Origin of the sequence: Parundibacterium terreum, assembly GCF_014636315.1 — a bacterium.
GTDB lineage: Bacteria > Pseudomonadota > Gammaproteobacteria > Burkholderiales > Burkholderiaceae_D > Undibacterium > Undibacterium terreum.
The window spans coordinates 480,119-501,686 of the sequence record NZ_BMED01000005.1; the positions used below are offsets into that span (position 1 = coordinate 480,119).

The 21,568-nt window shown below is 55.0% G+C and carries 12 protein-coding genes; 6 read left to right on the forward strand and 6 right to left on the reverse strand.

Annotation, left to right across the window (positions count from 1 at the left end):
- Nucleotides 1–6 precede the first annotated feature (6 nt).
- The 4 genes from IEW12_RS22930 to IEW12_RS22945 all read right to left on the reverse strand — a co-directional run bounded on the left by IEW12_RS22930 (nt 7) and on the right by IEW12_RS22945 (nt 4,720).
- A complete protein-coding gene (locus IEW12_RS22930) occupies nt 7–1,869 on the reverse strand; it encodes an amidohydrolase (RefSeq protein ID WP_188568432.1) in 1,863 nt (620 codons plus the stop codon).
- A 139-nt stretch (nt 1,870–2,008) separates the two neighbouring features.
- Nucleotides 2,009–2,662, reverse strand: a complete 654-nt coding sequence (locus IEW12_RS22935) for a hydrolase (RefSeq protein ID WP_188568433.1) — start codon at nt 2,660–2,662, stop codon at nt 2,009–2,011.
- Between the two features lie 576 nt (nt 2,663–3,238).
- Nucleotides 3,239–3,853 (reverse strand): FMN-dependent NADH-azoreductase, encoded by a 615-nt coding sequence (locus tag IEW12_RS22940; RefSeq protein ID WP_188568434.1) that lies wholly within the window; start codon nt 3,851–3,853, stop codon nt 3,239–3,241.
- A 165-nt stretch (nt 3,854–4,018) separates the two neighbouring features.
- On the reverse strand, nt 4,019–4,720 hold the full coding sequence (locus IEW12_RS22945) for a pirin family protein (RefSeq protein WP_188568435.1): 702 nt from the start codon (nt 4,718–4,720) through the stop codon (nt 4,019–4,021).
- Between the two features lie 265 nt (nt 4,721–4,985).
- Here IEW12_RS22945 and IEW12_RS22950 point away from each other — a divergent pair, with 265 nt between their 5' ends.
- From IEW12_RS22950 to pbpC, 6 genes are all read left to right on the forward strand, one after another.
- Nucleotides 4,986–5,912 (forward strand): LysR substrate-binding domain-containing protein, encoded by a 927-nt coding sequence (locus IEW12_RS22950; protein ID WP_188568436.1) that lies wholly within the window; start codon nt 4,986–4,988, stop codon nt 5,910–5,912.
- Between the two features lie 188 nt (nt 5,913–6,100).
- Entirely contained in the window at nt 6,101–7,357 is a 1,257-nt protein-coding gene (locus IEW12_RS22955; protein WP_188568437.1) for a lipoprotein-releasing ABC transporter permease subunit, read from the forward strand.
- Nucleotides 7,350–8,033, forward strand: coding sequence for a lipoprotein-releasing ABC transporter ATP-binding protein LolD (gene lolD / locus IEW12_RS22960; protein ID WP_188568438.1), 684 nt, complete (start codon nt 7,350–7,352; stop codon nt 8,031–8,033). The genes IEW12_RS22955 and lolD overlap by 8 nt, the downstream gene beginning before the upstream one ends.
- Nucleotides 8,034–8,260: 227 nt before the next feature.
- The gene (locus tag IEW12_RS22965) at nt 8,261–10,147 is read left to right on the forward strand and encodes an MFS transporter (protein WP_188568439.1); all 1,887 of its coding nucleotides are present in this window, start codon (nt 8,261–8,263) and stop codon (nt 10,145–10,147) included.
- A gap of 72 nt (nt 10,148–10,219) precedes the next feature.
- A complete protein-coding gene (locus IEW12_RS22970; protein ID WP_188568440.1) occupies nt 10,220–16,024 on the forward strand; it encodes an Ig-like domain-containing alpha-2-macroglobulin family protein in 5,805 nt (1,934 codons plus the stop codon).
- A complete protein-coding gene (gene pbpC, locus IEW12_RS22975) occupies nt 16,024–18,297 on the forward strand; it encodes a penicillin-binding protein 1C (protein WP_188568441.1) in 2,274 nt (757 codons plus the stop codon). Before IEW12_RS22970 ends, pbpC begins: the two co-directional genes overlap by 1 nt.
- Nucleotides 18,298–18,329: 32 nt before the next feature.
- Here the strand turns inward: pbpC and IEW12_RS22980 are convergent, their stop codons facing one another.
- Together IEW12_RS22980 and IEW12_RS22985 are read right to left on the reverse strand one after the other, a co-directional pair.
- Nucleotides 18,330–21,218: a PAS domain S-box protein gene (locus tag IEW12_RS22980; RefSeq protein ID WP_188568442.1), complete on the reverse strand. Its 2,889-nt coding sequence runs from the start codon at nt 21,216–21,218 to the stop codon at nt 18,330–18,332.
- Nucleotides 21,219–21,281: 63 nt separating this feature from the next.
- Nucleotides 21,282–21,568, reverse strand: a 287-nt coding sequence (locus IEW12_RS22985; protein WP_188568443.1) for an EAL domain-containing protein, incomplete at its 5' end; no start/stop codon positions are given.

Consider the following 21,568-nt stretch of genomic DNA (forward strand, 5'->3'; position numbering starts at 1 on the left):
CCCCGGTTAAAAAGCGAAACAACTGCAGCCCAGCGCACCCCAGAAACCGGCAAACTCCGAGACCGGTACCGAAGAGCGCCTAGCCTTGTCATGCGAGTGTCCATGCACACCGCATGAACCTATGCACTGGTGCGGCAGCATGGTTTTTTGCTGCTGCTTTTGCTGGCCGCTGACAGCCCTGTAGTGACCGGGCACCTTGGCAACCGGAGACCAGTCTGGCAGCACCGGAATCGGTGGCGGCGCCAGCGGTGTGAATTCTGCTGCGCCGTAGACGATCCTGCCGTCCACCATCGTCAATACCGATTCAATGGACTTGATGCTGTCTTCATCCACGCTGAAATAATCTGCGGACAACACAGCCAGGTCTGCCAATTGGCCGGCCTTGATCTGGCCTTTCTTGCCTTGCTCATTGGAGAACCAGCTACTGCCGGTAGTCCACAATTCCAGCGCGGTATCGCGTGACAATCTGGCTGCCTGCTCGGCGATCCGCATGCCGCCTACCGTGCGGCCCGACACCAGCCAGTAAAGCGCCGTCCATGGGTTGTAGCTGGCGACGCGGGTGGCGTCGGTGCCGGCGCCCACAGGCACTCCCATGTCCAGCATGCGGGCGATGGGTGGCGTGGCTTTGGCTGCATCGGCGCCATAGCGCTCGACGAAATATTCTCCCTGGAAAGCCATCCTGTGCTGGATCGCTATGCCGCCGCCCAGTTCGCGCACACGTTCTATGTTGCGCGGTGAAATGGTTTCCGCATGGTCAAACATCCAGTGCAGGCCGTCGAAAGGAATGTCCCGGTTCACTTTTTCAAACACATCCAGCATGCGGTCTATCGACTCATCATAGGTGGCGTGCAGCCGGAACGGCCAGCGCTGGCTGACCAGGTGGCGCACCACCTTTTCCAGTTCATCTTCCATGCCTGCAGCCAGATCGGGGCGCGGTTCCAGGAAGTCTTCAAAGTCGGCAGCAGAAAACACCAGCATTTCGCCTGCGCCGTTATGACGGTAGAAATCGCTGCCATCGCCGGGCTTGACCATTTTCGTCCACCTCTGGAAGTCCTCCAGCTCTTGCCCCTTTTTCTGGGTGAACAGGTTATAGGCAATACGTACCGTCAATTGGTTTTCCCGTGCCAGCTGATCGATGATCTGGTAATCCTCAGGATAATTCTGGAAGCCGCCGCCGGCGTCGATGGCGCTGGTCAGGCCCAGCCGATTCAGTTCGCGCATGAACTGGCGGGTGGAGTTGACTTGCAGTTCAAGCGGCAATGACGGTCCTTTGGCCAGGGTGGCATACAAGATCATGGCATTCGGGCGGGCGATCAGCATGCCGGTGGGATTGCCGGAGGCATCGCGCTGGATTTCGCCGCCGGGTGGGTTGGGCGTGTCTTTTGTATAGCCTACTGCGGCCAATGCCGCACGGTTGAGCAGGGCGCGGTCATACAGGTGCAGGATGAAGACCGGGGTGTCGGGTGCTGCGGCATTGATCTCGTCCAGGGTCGGCAGACGTTTCTCTGCGAACTGGAATTCCGTCCATCCGCCCACCACGCGTACCCATTGTGGATGCGGCGTGCGCAGCGCTTGTTCCTTCAGCATGCGCAAGGCATCGGCTAGCGATGGAACGCCTTCCCAGCGCAGTTCCAGGTTGTAATTCAGGCCGCCGCGGATCAGGTGGATGTGAGAATCGTTCAGGCCAGGAATGGCAGTGCGTCCTTGCAGGTCGACCATCTTGGTTGTGCTTGCCTGGTGTTGCTGCATTTCTTCCATGTTGCCGACTGCCAGGAATTTGCCATCCTTGATGGCGACTGCGCTGGCCAGTGGTTGTTGCCGGTTGACCGTGTGGATGCGGCCGTTAAAGAGTATGGTGTCTGCGCTCATGTTTGCTCCTGCTTTTTCTTTAAGTGGCAATAAGTGGCAATTTAAATACATGGATAAGCAGTCCCTGCCTGCTTATCCATGAACTCGGATGGTTCAGTGTGGCCCGCAATGTATTGCGGGCCATTTCATGGAAATAATGCTAGTGGCCTTCGCTCGCATTGAACATGGATTTTGCGTAGATTAGGCCCAGGCCGTAGCCGCCGCCATTGGTGATTGCGGTTGCGACTGTTTCATTATAGGTTTCGCCGCGCGCCCAGTCGCGTTGCAGTTCCAGCAGGTATTGCAGCGAAGTCATGGGGCGGGCGCCCGCTTGTATCATGCGTTCCATCGCGCGTTGATGGGCTTCGTCCGATACGTCGCCGCTGGCGTCTGCAATCACATACACTTCAAAGCCCTGATCCAGAGCAGAGAGTGCTGGGCCGACGATGCATACCGATGTCCACAGGCCGGCCAGTACGATCTTGTCTTTGCCTATGGCGTTGACGCGGTCGGCGATGCGGCTGTCTTCCCAGGTGTTCATCGTGGTACGGTCGATTACGGTTTCATTCGGGAATACGGACTTGATTTCGTCGAACATGGGGCCGGAGAAGGACTTTTCTGCCACGGTAGTCAGTATCGTGGAAACCTTGAACTCTTTCGCTGCCTTGGCAACCAGTGCTGCATTATTGCGCAGCAAGACCGGATCTATGGACTTGGTGGCGAAAGACATCTGGGACTGATGGTCAATCATGATCAGTGTGTGGTTGCTGCCGTCGAGCAAAGTTTTGCCTGGTTGTGCTTTTGCGATTGCCATGTTGTTCTCCTTGAGTTTAACGAAGTAGGTAAAAGTTTAATTTTCGGATGCAGCGTTATTGCCTGATAAATATCGTTTTCTTGCCTTTAGTCAATTCAATTGCAATATTTTCGAAGTTTGTATTGCGGACAAAAAATTTCGTTTCTCTGGCTAATTTGTTTGTCTTGAGCTGATGTGTGTAGTATGTACGTATAATTTAAGAAAGAAAAACGGAAAATTTACGGATTTATTATCGAAATTATCGAAAATTAAAATAATAAGAAAAAATACACTCCAGGAATAGAGAAATTGGTAAGGGAAATCGCTGGCGACATGCTTGAGTGTTGCAGCGTTGTTGCCTGTGGTCTTGGATGATCGGGCGCTTTTGCTGTGGCGCGCAGGCTGGTCAGTGACGCGCGCAGCGCAAACCTTAGAGGGTAAGGGGTAGGCGGCAGCACGAACAGGTGTGCCTTAAAAATCGCTTTGTGCTTTTTGAAGGGGGGTATTTCGGAAGGGGGGAATGACAAAGGGATGCTCAGAGAGCATCCCTTTGTTTATTGCGATATTGCTGATACTGGCGTGTTGCCAGTCTTGCGCTTAAGCAGCCAGCAAATCACCGATCGCAGTGCGCGATGCCAATACTGCTTTGGCCGTGGCTTCTTCGCCCATTCCTACGCCTTCGGTGTGGATGAACTGGATGTCGGTGATGCCCAGGAAGCCCAATACTGCGCGCAGATAGGTTTCATGGAAGTCCATGCCTTTGGCTGGGCCTTCGCTATATACGCCGCCGCGGGAGGTGAAGATATAGACTTTCTTGCCTGTGACCAGTCCGACTGGACCGGTTTCTGTGTATTTGAATGTCAGGCCTACGCGCGCAACGTGGTCTATCCATGCTTTCAATGTAGAGCTGACGGAGAAATTGTACATTGGCGAGCCGATGACGATGACGTCAGATTCCAGCAGCTGGGCTACCAGGTTGTCGGACAGCGCTACGGTAGCAGCCTGCTCAGGCGTGCGCTTGTCGGCTGGTGTAAAAAAGGCGCCCATCATTTGCTCGGTCAGGTGAGGCACAGGATTTTTCGCCAGGTCCAGTTCGCTGATGGTGTCGGATGGGTGGGTCGCTTGCCAGCGGTTCAGAAATTCGCCGGTCAGTTGGCGGGACAGGGAGCCATTGCCGCGAACGCTGCTGTTGATATGGAGAAGTTTAGACATGATGTAATCCTTAGGTTAAATGCTGCTTTGCGGTTTTATGCAAGGCGTTGAATCGGGTGCAGCTAATTTTGCGTGTAACTAATTGGAGAGGTAATTCAATTTGGCCGAATCGCGCGACGAAAAGCGCATCACACTGCTAAGAGTGCAATGCGCGATTCGCTGCGATCAGTAAGGCAGATCGAACAGCAGGACTTCTGCCGCTTCAGCCTGCTTTAGGCTCACCAGGTTTTCCTTGGTGATTTTCAGTGCGTCGCCGCCGGTGAGGGCAATGCCATTGACTTCGACCTTGCCGCGTATGACGTGTACATAGGCGGTACGGCCGTTTGTCAGTGCATGCTCCAGTTGATCCGCTCCATTCAGTATCGATGCGTAGATGCTGGCATCCTGGTGTATCAATACCGATCCTTCACGGCCATCGGACGAGGCGATCAGCCGCAGCTGGCCTTGTTTTGTTTCCGGTGCGAAGTGCTTTTCCTCGTAGCTGGGAGGAATGCCCTGTACATTCGGCTGTATCCAGATCTGCAGGAAATGCAGGCCTTCGGTGGCCGAGTGATTGAATTCACTGTGGCGCACGCCGGTGCCGGCACTCATGCGCTGTACATCGCCGTAATGCAATACTGAGCCGGTGCCCATGCTGTCCTTGTGTTCCAGCGCGCCGTCCAGCACGTAGGAGATGATCTCCATATCGCGGTGGCCGTGAGTGCCGAAACCGCGGCTGGATTCCACGCGATCTTCATTGATCACCAGCAGTGGGCCGAAACCTGTATGCAAGGGGTCGTGGTAGTGGCCAAATGAAAAGCTGTGATTGGAATTCAGCCATCCGTGATTGGCGATGCCGCGTTCTGTGCTTTTGCGAACTTCTAACATGATGCTCTCCATTCTCACTGTGCCTGGGCGAAATGCCTTGGGCCATCTGGTTTAATTGCTTTAAAGAAAATATTGCCTTGCAAGCGAGCCGATATCGGTAATGTGCGATAATTTCGATAGTCGATTGCGTTGATGTTTTCTACTCTTGCCAAATCCCTTGTTTTGCTAGGTATTTGCTGTTGTTTGCATCAATGGATCGAAGTATGCACGTATTTCATTGTCAAGAAAAACGGAAAATTTACCCTTTTATTATCGAAAAAATCGAATGCTACGAATAAGCCTGGATGCCCTGCAAATCCTCGATGCGATAGACCGGCGCGGCTCTTTTTCTGCCGCCGGCAATGAATTGCACCGGGTGCCATCGACGATTTCCTATACCGTTTCCAAGCTGGAGGATGATCTTGGGGTGCAGGTATTTGATAGAAACGGCCCCAAGGTCAGCCTGACGCGCGCCGGGCAGGAGCTGTTGAAGGAGGGGCGTTACCTGCTAAAGGCGGCGGAAGACCTGGAGCATCGCGTCCGGCGGGTAGCATCAGGCTGGGAAACCGAGCTGGGCCTGGGCATGGATTCGCTGTTTTCACCGATCTCGCTGCTGGAGGATATTCGAGCTTTCTACACGGTAGCCGATCGTACCCGCCTGAAAATAGGCCAGGACGCGATATCCGGCACCTGGGAGGCCTTGCTGGACAGGCGCGTAGATCTGCTGATTGGTGCTGTAGGTGAAGGGCCTTCCGGCGGCGGCTATAACGCAGTCCCCCTGGGTAAAATCCCATTTTTGTTTGCAGTGGCGCCCAGCCATCCTTTGGCGGCGATAGACCGGCCTTTGACCAAGGCAGACCTGCATCCTTATCGTGCGATTGCCGTTGGCGATTCTGCGCGTACCTTGCGGCCCCGCACGGTAGGCCTGTTATTCGGCCAGGATGCGCTGACCATTCCTGATATGCGCAGTAAATATTTGTTTCAACTGGCCGGGCTAGGCTTTGGCTTTTTGCCCGAGCCTTGCGCGCGCGCTGCATTGGCAGCGGGCAGCCTGATCCAGAAGCTGGTGGAGGAGCCGCGTACCGATGAGCCTGTATTCCTGGCCTGGCGTACTGGCGAGAATGGCGCGGCCTTGAGCTGGTGGATCAGCCGCATGCGCCAGCCGGGCGTGCTGGAACAACTGGCGCAATCCGTGCCTGGCGCTGTGCTCTGAATTTTGACTTTTGATTTTTACATATTGATACGTATGGTACGTAGCCGTACATAAATCCTCCCCAGCTTCGGTACAATGCGGCTGCAATATGGAACTGTTCCGGTGGCAGAACTGTCTTTAGCTGCACTACTGTGGCAAACTGCGTGCTGCTTTGAACCATGAATAAAAAAACAGGATAAAAACAGGTAATGAAAAATCTGCCTTTTGAATGGCTGGTAGGCTTGCGGTACACGCGGGCAGGGCGACGCAGCGGTCGCAATAGTTTCATCTCCTTTATCTCACTGATCTCGATGGCGGGCATCTCGCTGGGTGTTGCAGCGCTGATCGTCGTGCTGTCGGTGATGAATGGCTTCCAAAAGGAAGTGCGGGACCGCATGCTGTCGGTGTTGTCGCACATAGAAATCTCGGATGGCTCGGGCTCCATGCAGAACTGGCAGGAAGTGGCTCTGCAGGCCAAGAAGCATCCAGAGGTCAGGGGATCTGCGCCCTACGTGGAGGCCCAATCCATCATGCTGCACGACGAGGCGATGCGCGGCGTGGTCCTGCGTGGCGTGCTGCCGGATCAGGAGCCGAATGTCTCGGATGTATCCAAGAAGCTGGTTGCAGGTAAGTTTTCCGATCTGCGCGCCGGTGAGTTCAATATCGTGGTCGGCAAGGAGCTGGCGCGGCTGATGCACGTGAATGTCGGCAGCAAGGTGAATTTGCTGGTGCCGCAGGAACAGATGACGCCTTTTGGCGCCATACCGCGCCCGAAGACATTTACAGTAGTCGGCATATTCGAGGCTGGGCACTATGAGTTTGATTCGGGCCTGGCCTTTATCCAGATTGAAGATGCGGAAAAACTGATGCGCCTGACCGGGCCTTCCGGCTTGCGCCTGCGTATTGATGACATGCTCAAGGCGCCGCAGGTAGCGCGCGACCTGTCCAAGATGTTGCAGGGTAATCTGTATATCAGCAACTGGTCCGATACCAACCGTATCTACTTTGCGGCGGTCAAGTCTGAAAAAACCATGATGTTCATTATCCTGACGCTGATCATTGCTGTGGCGGCCTTTAATCTGGTTTCCACGCTGGTGATGACAGTGACCGACAAGCAGGCAGACATCGCCATCCTGCGCACGCTGGGCGCATCGCCAAAATCGATCATGAAGATTTTCATGATACAAGGCGCGCTGGTCGGCTTGCTGGGCACCGGCCTTGGTGTCGGCGGCGGCGTGCTGGTGGCGCTGAATATCGATGTGATCGTGCCTTTCATTGAAAGGCTGCTGGGCATCCATTTCCTGGCAAAAGAAATTTATGTGATCAGTTCTCTGCCTTCCGATCTGCACTGGTCCGACGTTGGTTTCATTGGTGGCGTTGCGGTGGTGCTTGCCTTCCTGGCGACTATTTATCCTAGCTGGCGTGCTGCCCGCGTAAAACCTGCGGAGGCTCTGCGCTATGAGTGATCTGGTTCTTTCATGTAGTGACCTTGGCAAAACATTTACCCAGGGTTCCTATTCGGTCAAGGTATTGAGCGGGATTGATCTCGCCGTCAACAAGGGTGAACGTCTGGCGATCATCGGCGCCTCCGGCTCCGGAAAATCCACGCTACTGCATTTGCTGGGCGGCCTGGATACGCCGACAACCGGTAATGTAGTGTTGAAGGACAAGGACTTTGCCAGCCTGAATGAGGCTGAGCGTGGCGATTTGCGCAATTATTCACTTGGCTTTGTTTATCAGTTCCACCATTTGCTGCCGGAATTTTCTGCGCTGGATAATGTGGCGATGCCTTTGATGATACGCCGGGTGCCGCGCAAGGAAGCGCAGGAAGCAGCGCAGGAAATATTGGCGAGGGTAGGTCTGGGACATCGTGTGATCCACGTACCCGGCGAACTCTCCGGTGGCGAGCGGCAAAGGGTGGCGCTGGCAAGGGCGCTGGTGACACAGCCTGCCTGTGTGCTGGCAGATGAGCCCACCGGCAACCTGGATCGGGGAACGGCACAGCAAATCTTCGACCTGATGCTGGAATTGTCGCGCACTCTGGGAACCGCCTTTGTGATCGTGACCCATGATGCAGAATTGGCCGGCCGCTGTGACCGTGTTTTGCGCCTGACCGATCAAGGTTTGCAAAAAACGGACTGATCCTTGCAGATTCGCGCGGATATTGCTATAAACATTGCCGCAAACAAAACCGCATGACTCTGCAAGGAGTTGTGCGGTTTTTCATTTCAAGCTTGGCAAAAGCACAAAAATGTTGGATATTGCTTGCTGTGTCACGAGAATAAGCCTGCTCTCTGGTTAGCTTATTGTCCCGACGATGGTAAACATGCTTTTTTAAAAGCGCACCTCTAATTTTTGATCGTATCTCCATGAGCCAAAAAAGCCAGTTCAGCCTGCTTGCACAACGCCGCTTCGCCCCATTTTTCTGGACCCAGTTTCTCGGAGCTTTTAACGACAATGTTTTCAAGACGGCCTTGCTGACCATCCTGACTTACGATGCGATGCATTGGACCAATGTCGATGTTGGCTTGCTCAACAACCTGATCCCAGGCCTGTTCATTTTGCCCTTCCTGCTGTTTTCGGCGACGTCGGGGCAATTGGCCGATAAATTCGAAAAGGGCGCCTTGGCGCGGAATGTGAAACTGCTGGAAATCGTGATCATGCTGATCGCGGGCGCCGGATGGATGACACACAACCTGTGGCTGCTGATCGGTGCCGTGGCCGGCATGGGCATCCATTCGACGCTGTTTGGCCCGGTCAAATATGCCTACCTGCCGCAGCACCTGAAAACAGAGGAGTTGGTCGGCGGTAACGGCGTGATCGAAATGGGCACCTTTGTCGGCATCCTGCTGGGAGAAATCCTGGGGGCGGTTCTGGTCGTACACAAGCCCTGGGGCCTGGAACTGGTTGCCGGCGGCACGCTTGCCATAGCCATCCTGGGCTGGATCACCAGCCTGCGCATACCCTTGTCGCCGGCGGCGGCGCCTGAGCTGAAGATCAACTGGAACCCGGCAACGGAGACAATACGCAATATCAGTTTCAGCAGCAAGAATCGCCCGGTGTTCTTGTCTTTGTTGGGGAATTCCTGGTTTTGGTTCTATGGCGCGATAGTGCTGGCGCAGTTTCCTTTATATGCAAAAAATTACCTGCACGGCGATCACGAAGTTTTCGTACTGCTGCTGACAGTGTTTTCCTTCGGCATCGGTACCGGCTCCCTGCTGTGCGAACGCCTGTCGGGTCACAAGGTGGAAATCGGCCTGGTGCCTTTCGGCGCGATAGGCTTGTCGGTATTCGGCTTTGAACTGTACCTGGCCAGCGAGGCTTATCACAGCGTTGCCACTGTAGATATGATGGGCTTCATCCACCAGGCCGGCAGCCACAGGATCATGTTCGATATCGTGATGATAGGTATATTCGGCGGCCTGTATATCGTGCCTCTGTTTGCGCTGATACAGACTCGCTGCGATCCCAAACATTTGTCCCGCACTATCGCCGGTATGAATATCATGAATGCCCTGTTCATGGTGGTGGCGACCGGTTTTGCGATCCTGATGCTGAAGCTGAATTTTACGATTCCGCAAATCTTCATGGCCACGGCGATACTGAACGCAATCGTTGCGATCTATATCTTCAGCCTGGTGCCGGAATTCCTGCTGCGCTTTATCGCGTGGCTGCTGATACATACCATCTACAGGATACGCGGCGTTAATACCAACCGTATTCCTGACGAAGGTGCTGCAGTGCTGGTATGCAACCATGTCAGCTACATGGATGCCATCGTGATCATGGGGTCCAGTCCGCGGCCGATACGCTTTGTGATGGATCATCGCATCTTCAAGATACCGTTTTTGTCCTGGATATTCCGCACGGCGAAGGCTATCCCCATTGCTCCCGCCAAGGAAGATCCATGGCTGATGGAAAAAGCCTATGTCGATATTGCCCAGGCTTTGCATGAGGGAGATCTGGTTTGTATCTTCCCCGAAGGTAAATTGACCGCCACCGGCGAAATGAACGAATTCAAGGGTGGCGTCATGAAAATACTGGACCGCTCGCCGGTGCCGGTGTTTCCGCTCGCCTTGCGCGGCTTGTGGGGCAGTTTCCTGAGCCGTGACAAGAGCAATGTGTTTGAGCGCTCATTCAGCCGCGGACCATTTTCCAAGCTGGAACTGGTGGTTGGCGAGGCGCTGGAACCGGGCAGCGTAACGCCTGAAATACTGCAGGAAAAAGTGAAAACTCTGCGCGGTGAGTGGAAATAAGCAGAGATAGTCGGAACAAGCGCAAAACTGCACTGAACTAAAGCCAGCCTGCGCTGGCTTGAGGAGATTGGTATGTCTGTATTGACAAGAGTGCTGGCCTGCGGCCTGCTGTATTTAGCTGGACAGGTTCAGGCGGATGCCGCGGCAATCAGCCGCTTTTCTCCCCAGGGCGAGGTTGCACAGGTCAGGCAGGTGAGGGCCAGTTTTTCCGAGTCCGCTATCCAGTTTGGTGACCCTAAAGCGCCTGCCCCGTTTGACGTGAACTGCTCCGAAGCAGGAACAGCGCGCTGGGCGGACGATAAAAACTGGATTTTCGATTTCGTCCGCGACCTGCCGCCAGGTACCAAATGCAGCTTCAGCCTGAAGTCAGGCTTCAAGACCCTTGCCGGCAACGCCATCAGCGGAAAAACTGCCTTCCAGTTCAATACCGGCGGCCCGGCAGTAGTGAATATCCAGCCCTACCAAGGCGAGGGCATTGATGAAGACCAGGCTTTCATCCTGACGCAGAATGGTGCCGCGACTGAAGCCAGCATACGCGAGCATTTGTACTGCGAAATAGAAGGTGTACACGAGCGTGTGCCGGTAAAATTCGTTGCAGCCGATATGCGAGCCGCTTTGCTGAAGCAGTTTGCACAGAAGATAGAGGCGAGCCGCGTCACCATCGTGCAATGTCAGCAGCGCTTTCCCAACGAGGCCGCGGTAAGGCTGGTATGGGACAAAGGCATCGCAACGCCGTCCGGTATTGCCACGACGCAGGCGCAGAGTTTCAAGTTCAAGACACGCAAGGCCTTCACCGCGAGTTTCACCTGCCAGCGTGAAAATGCCAATAGCGCCTGCACGCCCATCTTGCCGGTGAACCTGTATTTCAGCTCTCCCATCACTCGCAAACTGGCGGAAGACATCGTCCTGAAAGGCGCCAGGGGCAATGTCAAGCCGGATTTTGCCAAGGACAATAAAGAAGAGATGGTTTCCAATGTCAGCTTCAAACCGCCGCTGGCGGAAAAGGCTGAGTATTCCATCGTCCTGCCGAATGGTTTAAAGGATGAAAATGGGCGGACACTGAGCAATGCGGCACAGTTCCCGTTGAAGTTTACGACAGCAGACTTTCCGCCGCTGGCCAAATTTCCTTCTGCACCTTTCGGCATCATTGAGCTGAACGCCGATGCCACGCTGCCTGTCACTTTGCGCAATGTGGAGAACAGCATGGTAGTGCGCAGCGCCAATGGCAAAGCCTCGCCCGGCAAGCTGGCGGATGTGAAAGTGGATAGCGATGCCGGCATCATCGCCTGGATGGGTAAATTAAACCGCTATCATGAAAGTACCGTGCAAATCGGCGGCAAGCCGGTGGAGACGCGCAGCATAGGCCTGCTGGAAAAAGAACCGGGTGCGCGCAAGCTGGACCTGCCGCCATCATCGGATGCGCCAGGAGCTGCGTTACGGCCGTTTGAAGTGATAGGCATACCTTTCAAGGAGCCCGGCTTTCACGTTGTTGAGCTGGAGTCCAGACGTCTCGGTGCGGCCTTGCTGGACAAGCCGGTGCCTATGTTCGTACGTACCAGCGTGCTGGTGACCAATCTTGCAGTGCACCTGAAGCTGGGGCGGGAAAACGCGGCCGTGTGGGTCACAACGCTGGATAATGCCAAGCCTGTTGCCGATGCGGATGTGCGTATTTCCGATTGCAAGGGCAAAGAATTGTGGCGCGGAAGGACAGACAAGAACGGTATCGCCTTATCGCCCAAACCCATAGAGGATAGTTGCGTAGACGGCGATTCGGGAGAGGGCCGTATCAGTGGCCTGTTCGCCAGCGCCCGCAAAACCGACGAAAAAGGCCGCGCCGACATGGCGTTTGCGCTGAGCTCATGGAATAGCGGCATAGAGTCGTTCCGTTTCAATCTCCCTTTGGATTTCAACAAATCATCGACAGTCAGGGCCCATACGATACTGGATCGCAGCCTGCTGCGCGCCGGTGAAACCGTTTCGATGAAGCATGTGATTCGCATAGAGAATATGCGCGGCTTCGGTTTACAGAAAAAGGATTTGCTGCCTGATCGCGTACGCATCATCCACCAGGGCAGCAACCAGGAATTCCAGTTCCCGTTGGTCTGGCGCGGGCAAAACACGGCAGAGACAGTGTTTGCGATACCGAAGCAGGCCAAGCTGGGGCGTTACGACATCTTGCTGGATAAAGGCCAGGCGAATGCCAGCCCTGGTACTGACACGAATGCCGAGGCCAGTGCCGACGATCAGGGTGAAGAGCGCGACAACGAAAACACCTTGATGAGCGGTAGTTTCAGGGTGGAAGAGTTCCGCCTGCCTTTGCTGCAGGGACGCATAACACCGCCCAAAACGGCGCAAATCAGTCCCAAGGAGTTGCCGCTGGATGTGCAACTCAATTATCTGAATGGCGGCGGCGCCTCCGGCTTGTCGGCGGAGGTCACCAGCTTGTTGCGTAACCGTGCGATTTCTTTCCCCGCCTATCAGGAATTTTCATTCGCCAGTTCCGGCGAATACGATGAAGAGCAAAAGATCGTCGCCAACAAGTTGCCGGTCACGCTGGACAAGAATGGCAGCGGGAAAACCGTGATCAAGGATTTGCCGGCCATCAAAAAGCCGCAGGAACTATTGTCGGAAATGACCTATGCCGACCCGAATGGCGAGGTGCAGACCGTATCGGCAGTGACGCCCCTATGGCCTTCCGGGCTGGTGATAGGCGTAAAAGCCGGCGAGTGGGTTTCAGTCAAGAAAAAAATGACGCTGACTGCGATAGTGCTGGACACCAACGGCAAGCCGCAAGCGGATGTGAAGGTGGACTTTAGCGGGATTGCGAAGCAAACCAATTCTCACCGCAAGCGCATGGTAGGCGGCTTCTATGCCTATGAAAACGCGGAAGATACCAAGGACCTGGGTTCACTGTGCTCCGGCAAGTCGGATGCGCGCGGACTGGTGCTATGCGATGTGGAGTTGAGTGATCCGGGCAATATCGAAGTATTTGCCAGGGCCAAGGATGGCAGCGGCAACCTGTCGCAAGCGCGGACGTCGGTATGGGTGACAAGGCAGGGAGAAATCTGGTTCGACGGTGAAAACCAGGACAGGATAGACATCCTGCCTGAAAAGAAACGTTATCAGGCTGGAGAAACGGCCAAGTTCCAGGTGCGCATGCCTTTCCGTTTCGCGACAGCGCTAGTAGCGGTAGAGCGCGAGGGCATCATCGACACCATGGTGGTGCAACTGAATGGGCAGGACCCAACCATCAATCTGCCAATCAAGGCGGAATATGGGCCGAATGTGTTCGTCTCCGTGCTGGCTGTGCGCGGGCGCATGCGCGAAGTGCCATGGTATTCCTTCTTTACCTGGGGCTGGAAGGAACCGTTGAACTGGTGGCATGAGTTCCGCGAATACCAGGCGCCGGGCGCCATCGTGGATTTGTCCAAGCCGGCCTATAAGTATGGCATTGCCGAAATTTCGGTCGGCACCCAGGGCAACCAGCTTGGCGTGACGGTTACCAGTGACAAAAGCAGCTACCCGATACGTTCAACTGCCAAGGTCAGCTTCCAGGTACTGCTGCCGAGCGGCAAGCCGGCTGCCGGAGCCGAGGTGGCGGTAGCAGCGGTCGACGAGGCCTTGCTGGAGCTGCAGCCAAATACCAGCTGGGATTTGCTGGCGGCGATGATACAGCGGCGCAGCTATGGCATAGAGACTTCAACGGCGCAGATGCAGGTGATAGGCAAGCGGCACTACGGCCGCAAGGCCGTCGCGGCCGGTGGCGGCGGTGGCAAATCGCCGACGCGCGAGCTGTTTGATACGCTATTGCTGTGGCGGCCCAACGTGGTGCTGGATGCCAACGGCAGGGCGCAACTGGATGTGCCCTTAAACGATGCGCTAACCAGCTTCAAGATTGTGGCAGTAGCGCAAAGCGGGGAATCATTGTTCGGTACCGGTTCCACCAGCATACGATCCACGCAAGATTTGCAACTGATTTCAGGTTTGCCGCCGCTAGTGCGCGAGGGCGACCGCTTCAATGCAATGCTGACGGTCAGAAACACGACTACACGGGCGATGCAGGTGGATGTGGCCGCAAAAGTTGGCGGCCTGGGCGCGGAGTTGAATGATCAGAAACTGAGCATTCCTGCAGGCGAGGCAAGAGAGCTTAGCTGGAGCGTCACTGCGCCGGTATCCGCGAATGGGGACGCGCAGCAATTGGCGTGGGAGGTGAAAGCGCAGGAGCAGGGCGGACAGGCAGTCAAGGATAGCCTTAAATTCAGCCAGCGCGTCGTGCCGGCGGTACCGGTCACGGTGCAGCAGGCGAGCCTGTTCCAGTTGGATAAGGCGACTTCCATTGCCGTTTCCCAGCCTGCAGATGGATTGCCCGGGCGCGGCGGTCTGGCAATATCGCTGATGCCAAGTCTTGCCGGGCCAAGCGAAGGCCTGCGCCGTTTCTTTGCCGACTATCCCTATTCTTGCCTGGAGCAAAAGACTTCCAAGGCAATAGGCTTGCGTGATGCGGCAATGTGGGAGCGCGTGATGACGGAGCTGCCGACCTATCTGGATGATGACGGGCTGGCCTATTACTACCCGCCGAATGATGCCAGCAAGCGCCTCGGCAGCGACACCTTGACCGCCTATATCCTGGCGGCCAGCAATGAAGCCAGCTATGCCTTGCCGCAGCAAAGCCGCGACAAGATGCTGCGTGGTCTGGCTGCCTTTGTCGACGGAAAAATTACCCGCGATTTCTGGTCTCCGAAGAAAGATCTGGATGTCAGGAAAATAGCCGCGCTGGAGGCTTTGTCCCGCTATGGGCAAATGGATCCGCGCATGCTCGGTTCCATACAGATAGCGCCGAATCAATGGCCTACGTCGACCCTGCTGGACTGGACTGCGATACTGCAAAGAGTGGGCACGATACCGCAGCATGACAAGTATCTGAAAGAGGTTGACCAGGTGCTCCGCTCGCGCCTGAACTATCAGGGCACCCGGATGGGATTTTCCACAGAGAGCGATGACTACTGGTGGTGGCTGATGTGGAATGGCGATGCGAATGCCAACCGGCTGATCCTGGTAGCCCTGAACGACCCGGCCTGGCGCGAGGACATGCCCAAGCTGATCAACGGCGCCATACAGCGCCAGCAGCGCGGGCGCTGGGCATCTACGACAGCCAATGTCTGGGGCACACTGGCACTGGAAAAGTTTGCACAGAAATTTGAAACCGAAAAAGTCAGTGGAACGACCAAGGCTGCGTTGGCCGCTGCAAGCCAGTCTTTCAATTGGCCTGCAAGCGGTGGCGGCAAATTGTCCTTGCCCTGGCCTGCAGGTGCAGTCAAAGCGGCTCCTGCGGCTTCTGCCGCGCCTTCTCCGGCAACGGCGCCGGATGGCTTGAAATTGACGCACGATGGGCGCGGCAAACCTTGGGTGACGCTACAAAGCCTGGCCGCCGTAGCCTTGAAAGCGCCTTTCTCCAGCGGCTATCGCATCACCAAGACGCTGGTACCTGTCGAGCAAAAAGAAAAAGGGAAATACAGTCGTGGCGACGTCGTGCGCGTGGAGCTTGAAGTTGATGCGCAAACCGATATGACCTGGGTGGTAGTGTCGGATCCTGTCCCTGCCGGCGCGAGCTTGTTGGGCTCAGGGCTGGGGCGCGACTCTGCGATAGCCAGCAGCGGCGAGCGTTCTGCAGGTAGTGCCTGGCCTGCCTATGAAGAAAGAAGTTTTGAAGCCTATCGCAGCTACTATCAGTTCGTGCCCAAAGGAAAATTCAAGCTGTCCTATACGATGCGACTGAACAATGCAGGGGAATTCAACCTGCCACAAACCAGAGTGGAGGCCATGTATGCATCTGAGATGTTTGGTGAAATTCCCAATGCGCCGCTGAATGTGAAGTGATGTACACGCAGCAGCATGGGTTGAAAAACCTGATTTCCTATGTGGGCAGGTATGGCAAAAACCTGCTTGCCGGGCTGTTGCTATGCGTGACCAGCTTGACCGCCTGTGCTGTTCCCAGTTTTGCCGAGGTGCAGCAGGATTTCCGGTCCTCGGATTCCATCCTGTATGACAGGAATGGCGTCGCCATCCATCAGCTCAGGTTGAACCCGAAAGAGCGCAAGCTGGCCTGGGTCAAGCTGGAGGATATATCGCCTGCGCTGAGAAACGCCTTGATTGCTTCCGAGGATAAACGTTTTTACCAGCATGGCGGCGTGGACTGGAACGCGGTTGCAGCCGCTGCCTGGGGTAATCTGTGGAATACCCGCACCAGGGGGGCTTCGACGATTACCATGCAGCTTGCCGGCCTGCTGGAAGAAGATTTGCGCCGAAAAGCCGCACCGCGCAGCGCGACACAAAAAATCAGCCAGGCCTTCATCGCAAAAGCACTGGAGCAGAGCTGGCGCAAGGATCAGATACTGGAAGCCTACTTAAACCTGGTGGCTTTCCGGGGTGAGCTGGTGGGAGTGCACGCCTTGTCCAGGGTCTTGTTCGACAAGCATCCCAGCGGATTGAACCAGGTAGAAGCAGCAATCGCTGTCGCCCTGATACGGGCGCCTAATGCCAAGCCTGCAAGAGTGGCTGAGCGAGCCTGCCTTATCCTGAAAGAACAGGGCCTTGCCAGCTATTGCCAAAATCTGGCGGGCATCACCGAGCTGCGGTTTGCGCGCCTGACCGCAAAGTCTTCGCAGCTCAATGTTACGGCCGGCCCCCAGCTGGCCCCGCATCTGGCACGCAGACTGTTAAAGCTTGATGCAGAGGGCTCGCTCAACACAATGACGGTTGCCGCCAAGCCCACGGTCCGGAATGTGCGTTCGACGCTGGATGCAGCTACCCAGGCCTTTGCCCGGGATTCGCTGGTGCGCCAGCTATCAGCGCTGGTGGACAGGAATATCGAGGATGGTGCTGTAGTGGTGCTGGATAATGCCAGCGGCGATGTGCTGGCCTGGGTAGGTTCCAGCGGCAGCTTGTCCGATGCTTCACAGGTGGATGGTGTCGTGGCCTTGCGTCAGGCAGGTTCCACATTGAAACCTTTCCTGTACGAACTGGCGATAGAGAAAAAATGGCTGACTGCGGCATCGATACTGGATGACTCGGCGGTTAATTTACCGACAGCTTCTGGCCTCTACATACCGCAAAACTATGACAAACATTTCAAGGGATTGGTCAGCGTGCGTACCGCACTGGGTTCTTCCTTGAATATTCCAGCGGTCCGCACGCTGGTAACGGTAACTCCGGATTTGTTTTTCCGCCGCTTGCAAAGCCTGGGCTTCCAGCTCAGGGAATCGGGTGATTATTACGGCTATAGCCTGGCGCTGGGCAGTGCCGATGTCAGTTTGCTGGCATTGACGAATGCCTATCGCAGCCTGGCAAACAAAGGGCGATATAGTACAGTGCGTACCAGCGTAAAAGATGCCGCAAGCCGTGATGTCGCCGTGATGGAACCGGCATCCAGCTTCATCGTCGGCGATATACTGGCGGACCGTGCTGCGCGCGCCGTGACCTTTGGTCTGGAAAGTGCGCTGGCGACACGCTCCTGGACAGCGGTGAAGACCGGCACCTCCAAGGACATGCGGGACAACTGGTGTATCGGCTATTCCGACAGATACACGGTCGGCGTCTGGGTAGGCAATGCTTCTGGTTCACCGATGTGGGATGTGTCCGGCGTGACCGGTGCAGCGCCTGTGTGGCAAGAAGTGATGGCCTATCTGGAGGGCAGGAATAGAAGTGCGGCAGGAGTGAAAGCAAGAACATACGCACCTGCGGCTGGCGTAGTGGCGCAGCATATCGAGTATGAGTCCGGTGTTGAAGCTCCACGCAATGAGTATTTTCTTGCCGGGACAGAGCAGAATCTGATCAGGCTTGCGAAGCCTGACGATATTTACCCGGCTATTTTATATCCGACAGCAGGCATGCTGATTGCGCTGGATCCCGATATTCCACCGCAACGGCAGCGCTTGCGCTTCGCCGCGCAGGGCATCCACAACGGTCGCTGGCGGCTGGACGGCAAGCCCCTGCAGGCGCCTAAGAACGGCATCTATGATTGGATGCCCTGGCCAGGAAAGCATTTGCTATCGCTGCTGGACGCAAAAGGCGTGCTGCTGGATGAAGTGCATTTCGAAGTGCGCGGGGCTATTGAAAAACCTAAAGGCAAACATCCATCCACAAAATCATAGTGCTGTTCGCCCGTTGTTCTGTGAGAAGCCGTTCAAGCCTGATTCTTCGCTTCTGCAGTAAGCGGCGCTTTCCTCGGCAGCATCAGGGCGAATGTCGTGCCTGTGCCCAGTGTGCTTTCGACCTGCACGCGCCCGCCCAGCAGGCCGGTGACTATATTGTGGGTAATATTCAAGCCCAGTCCTGAACCACCTGCACCCAGCTTGGTTGTAAAAAACGGATCGAAGATACGATTGATATTTTCCGGAGGTATGCCGACGCCATTGTCCTGTACCGTCAGCATGACGGACTTGTCCGAGATGATCTTGGCCGTGATGCTTATCTGGCCGGTAGGGCGGTTGTCAAAAGCGTGTATCAATGCATTGTTGATCAGGTTGGTCAGCACCTGCCCGAGTGGGCCAGGGTAGCTGTCCAGTGTAATTTCTTCGGGTATGCTTGTATAAATGGTGTAGCTGGTCTTTTTGATCGTCGGCGACAGCGTGAGCACAATTTCTGCAACTAGTTCTGCCACACCGAATTTCCTGCGCTGCGAACTGGTCTGGTCCACGGCCACCTGCTTGAAGCTGGCAATCAGGCCCGCAGCCTTTTGCAAGTTGCGCACCAGGATGTCGTTGGCATCCCTGGTGCTCTCGATATAGCTTGCCAGCCCCGAGCGGGTCAGCCCTGAGGTGAAATCCTTGCTCAATTGTTTAGTGTGATCCAGCGAGGTGCTGGCAATCATCAGGCTATTGCCGATAGGTGTGTTCAGTTCATGTGCGATACCGGCCACCAGTGCTCCCAGGGCTGCCAGCTTGTCGCTACGCACCAGCTCATCCTTCGCCATATTCAGCGTGGTGAGTGTAGTAGCCAAGGCCTGATTGGCCTGCTGCAGAGAGTTGGTGCGCTCATTGACCCTGTCTTCCAGGTTGATGTTCAGTGCCTTGATCTCCGCTTCGATGGCACGCTGCTCGGTAACGTCCTTAAAGGCCACGATCATGAACTTTTCCCCTGCCGGGTCGGAGAAAACGTTTCCGTACAGTTGCATCAAAAGCTGGCTGCCGTCGGCGCGACACATCCAGGCCTCAAAGTTGCTTAGCATATTGCTTGCATTTAAGATCTTCAACATTGCGGTTCTGTCGTCAATATCGCAATACATGTTCAGATCCAGTGCGGTCTTGGACAGCGCCGACGCGCGTGACCTGAGAAACAAGGTTTCAAAGGCCTTGTTGACGTCTACTATTCGATAGTCTTTCAGGTAAGAGACTGACATTGCAGTAGGTGAATTACTGAAAATATTTGAGAATCGCTGCTCGCTGGCCTTCAGCGCTTCTTCGGTGCGCTTTCTCTCCAGTTCGGCGGATGCTCGTTCGCTGAATACCTCCAGCAGGGACTTCACTAGCTCCGGGTTTTCGAGAGGTTGCTTGTGCATTACATTCAGCACGCCAATTATGTGACCCGCCGAGTCATGAATGGGCGCCCCGGCATAGGCTTCCCATCCCTGTTCCTGCAAAGTGGAGTCCGACGGGAACAGGTCGCCGACCGACTTTGCGAAGATGGAAATTTTTCCGGCCATGATACTTTCGCAAGGCGTATCAAGATAGGAGTACTCATGGTTCTCACTCAGTTTTCCTTGTAGATAGTTGGCGATGGAGCGCAGCTTGTTCGGTGTATGCGGTATGCGCAAACCCATGAATGCGCGGTCCACGCCTAGTGCAGAGGCGAGGTCGGTTACCAATGTTTCAAAGTAATTGTCCCTGTCTTTTGCATACGCTGTTCCTTGGGCTAGTTTGAGTAAGGCGCGATCAAGCTCTTCATTTTGTCTTTCGATTTTTTTCTGCAGAGTGACGTCGCGCACACTGGAAAGAAAGTATTCTTCTCCATCGACGATGAACAAGGAGCAGCTAAATAGAAAATCGCGAATATCGCCCGACTTCATTCTGAATCTGGTGGGGAAGTCGGTTACTGTGCGCTGCTCGAGAACTTGCTTGCCAAGCCTATCCCTTTCGCTTCGGTCAACCCAGAACTTAAGGTCCAGCGAGGTTTTGCCTATTGTTTCCTCACGGCTGTATCCGATCACTTCCTCAAATCGGTCATTAATATCCATAATCCGTGAGTCGCTAACGCGGGTAATGGAAATCGCATCGGGAATGCATCTGAAAGCACTGTAGAATTTTGATTCTGAAATTCTCAGGGCCTGCTCAAGCTGCTTGTGTTTGCTGATGTCATTGCCTACCGCAATGAAATGGATAATCCGCTCATGGTGGTCACGCACAGGCTGCATTTCCATTAATAGCCAGAACGGCACTTTCTCTTTGGTGTAATTGAGTAGCTCAACCTCATGGAAGCCCTGTCCCTGAGCCACCTTTTCCAGCATGAACTTTACCGTATCCGGGTTGCTGTCCGGGCCCAGCAATAATTCACTGGGCTTGCGGCCAAGCACTTCGTCCAGTGTATATTTTGTGGTTGAAATAAAGGCCGGATTCACCCACTCCATATCTCCGTCTGCATTGGTGATCATGACCAGATTGCTGGTCAGGTTCGCAGCCAGGGCAAGTTTGCGGTTTTCCTCTTGATACCGTTTTTGTTCTTGGGTGTCGTGGACGGCGGCAGCACTGGATGGCAAAGGTGAGTCTGTATTTTTTTGGTCCCGGCCTCGGGCGCCTGATGCTGGAGCGATGGTGAGCGCAATGGGTGGCGCGACGAGTTCCGTTGACAGCGTTTTCCAGAAAATGCGCAAGCAAGTCGCCGCTGCAATAGTCAGTAACAGCGAAACAAAGAGCTGCAGGGAAGTGAAATGCAGTGATGCGGATTGCCAGTCGTGCGCGCTGATCATCGCGACAAACGAACTGGCAAATATCAGACCTGCACTTACAGTGTAAATGAGTTTTCTTCGTACAGACTTGAGTCTGGCCGCGAATTCAGCATTCTTCTCTCCATCTGACATACGAATGCCTTGCTAGTTATTATAGTTATGAAAATGTTGGTGATTCAGGGGGGTAAAGTGCGATCAATTATTTTTGAGCCATAGGCGCAAATCCTCCCTGGTCATAGGTTTAGCAAATAAATAGCCCTGGGCCAGATGGCAGCCGAAGGAGCGCAAGGTCTGCGCTTGCATCTCGCTCTCCACCCCCTCCGCAATCACCGACAGGCCCAGGTTCTGGCCCAATTGGATCACCATCTTCGCAATACTGGCGTCGCTCGAACTATCCTTGATCTCATTGACAAACGCCCGGTCTATCTTCAGCCTGTCCACATCCAGCTTCTGCAAATAGCTCAGCGACGAGAAACCGGTAC

What these genes read in the sequence shown, in the direction of transcription:
- IEW12_RS22965 (WP_188568439.1), top strand. Translation starts at nt 8,261, where the DNA reads ATGAGCCAAAAAAGCCAGTTCAGCCTGCTTGCACAACGCCGCTTCGCC.
- IEW12_RS22940 (WP_188568434.1), bottom strand. Translation starts at nt 3,853, where the DNA reads ATGTCTAAACTTCTCCATATCAACAGCAGCGTTCGCGGCAATGGCTCC.
- IEW12_RS22945 (WP_188568435.1), bottom strand. Translation starts at nt 4,720, where the DNA reads ATGTTAGAAGTTCGCAAAAGCACAGAACGCGGCATCGCCAATCACGGA.
- IEW12_RS22930 (WP_188568432.1), bottom strand. Translation starts at nt 1,869, where the DNA reads ATGAGCGCAGACACCATACTCTTTAACGGCCGCATCCACACGGTCAAC.
- pbpC (WP_188568441.1), top strand. Translation starts at nt 16,024, where the DNA reads ATGTACACGCAGCAGCATGGGTTGAAAAACCTGATTTCCTATGTGGGC.
- IEW12_RS22970 (WP_188568440.1), top strand. Translation starts at nt 10,220, where the DNA reads ATGTCTGTATTGACAAGAGTGCTGGCCTGCGGCCTGCTGTATTTAGCT.
- IEW12_RS22955 (WP_188568437.1), top strand. Translation starts at nt 6,101, where the DNA reads ATGAAAAATCTGCCTTTTGAATGGCTGGTAGGCTTGCGGTACACGCGG.
- IEW12_RS22950 (WP_188568436.1), top strand. Translation starts at nt 4,986, where the DNA reads ATGCTACGAATAAGCCTGGATGCCCTGCAAATCCTCGATGCGATAGAC.
- IEW12_RS22980 (WP_188568442.1), bottom strand. Translation starts at nt 21,218, where the DNA reads ATGTCAGATGGAGAGAAGAATGCTGAATTCGCGGCCAGACTCAAGTCT.
- lolD (WP_188568438.1), top strand. Translation starts at nt 7,350, where the DNA reads ATGAGTGATCTGGTTCTTTCATGTAGTGACCTTGGCAAAACATTTACC.
- IEW12_RS22935 (WP_188568433.1), bottom strand. Translation starts at nt 2,662, where the DNA reads ATGGCAATCGCAAAAGCACAACCAGGCAAAACTTTGCTCGACGGCAGC.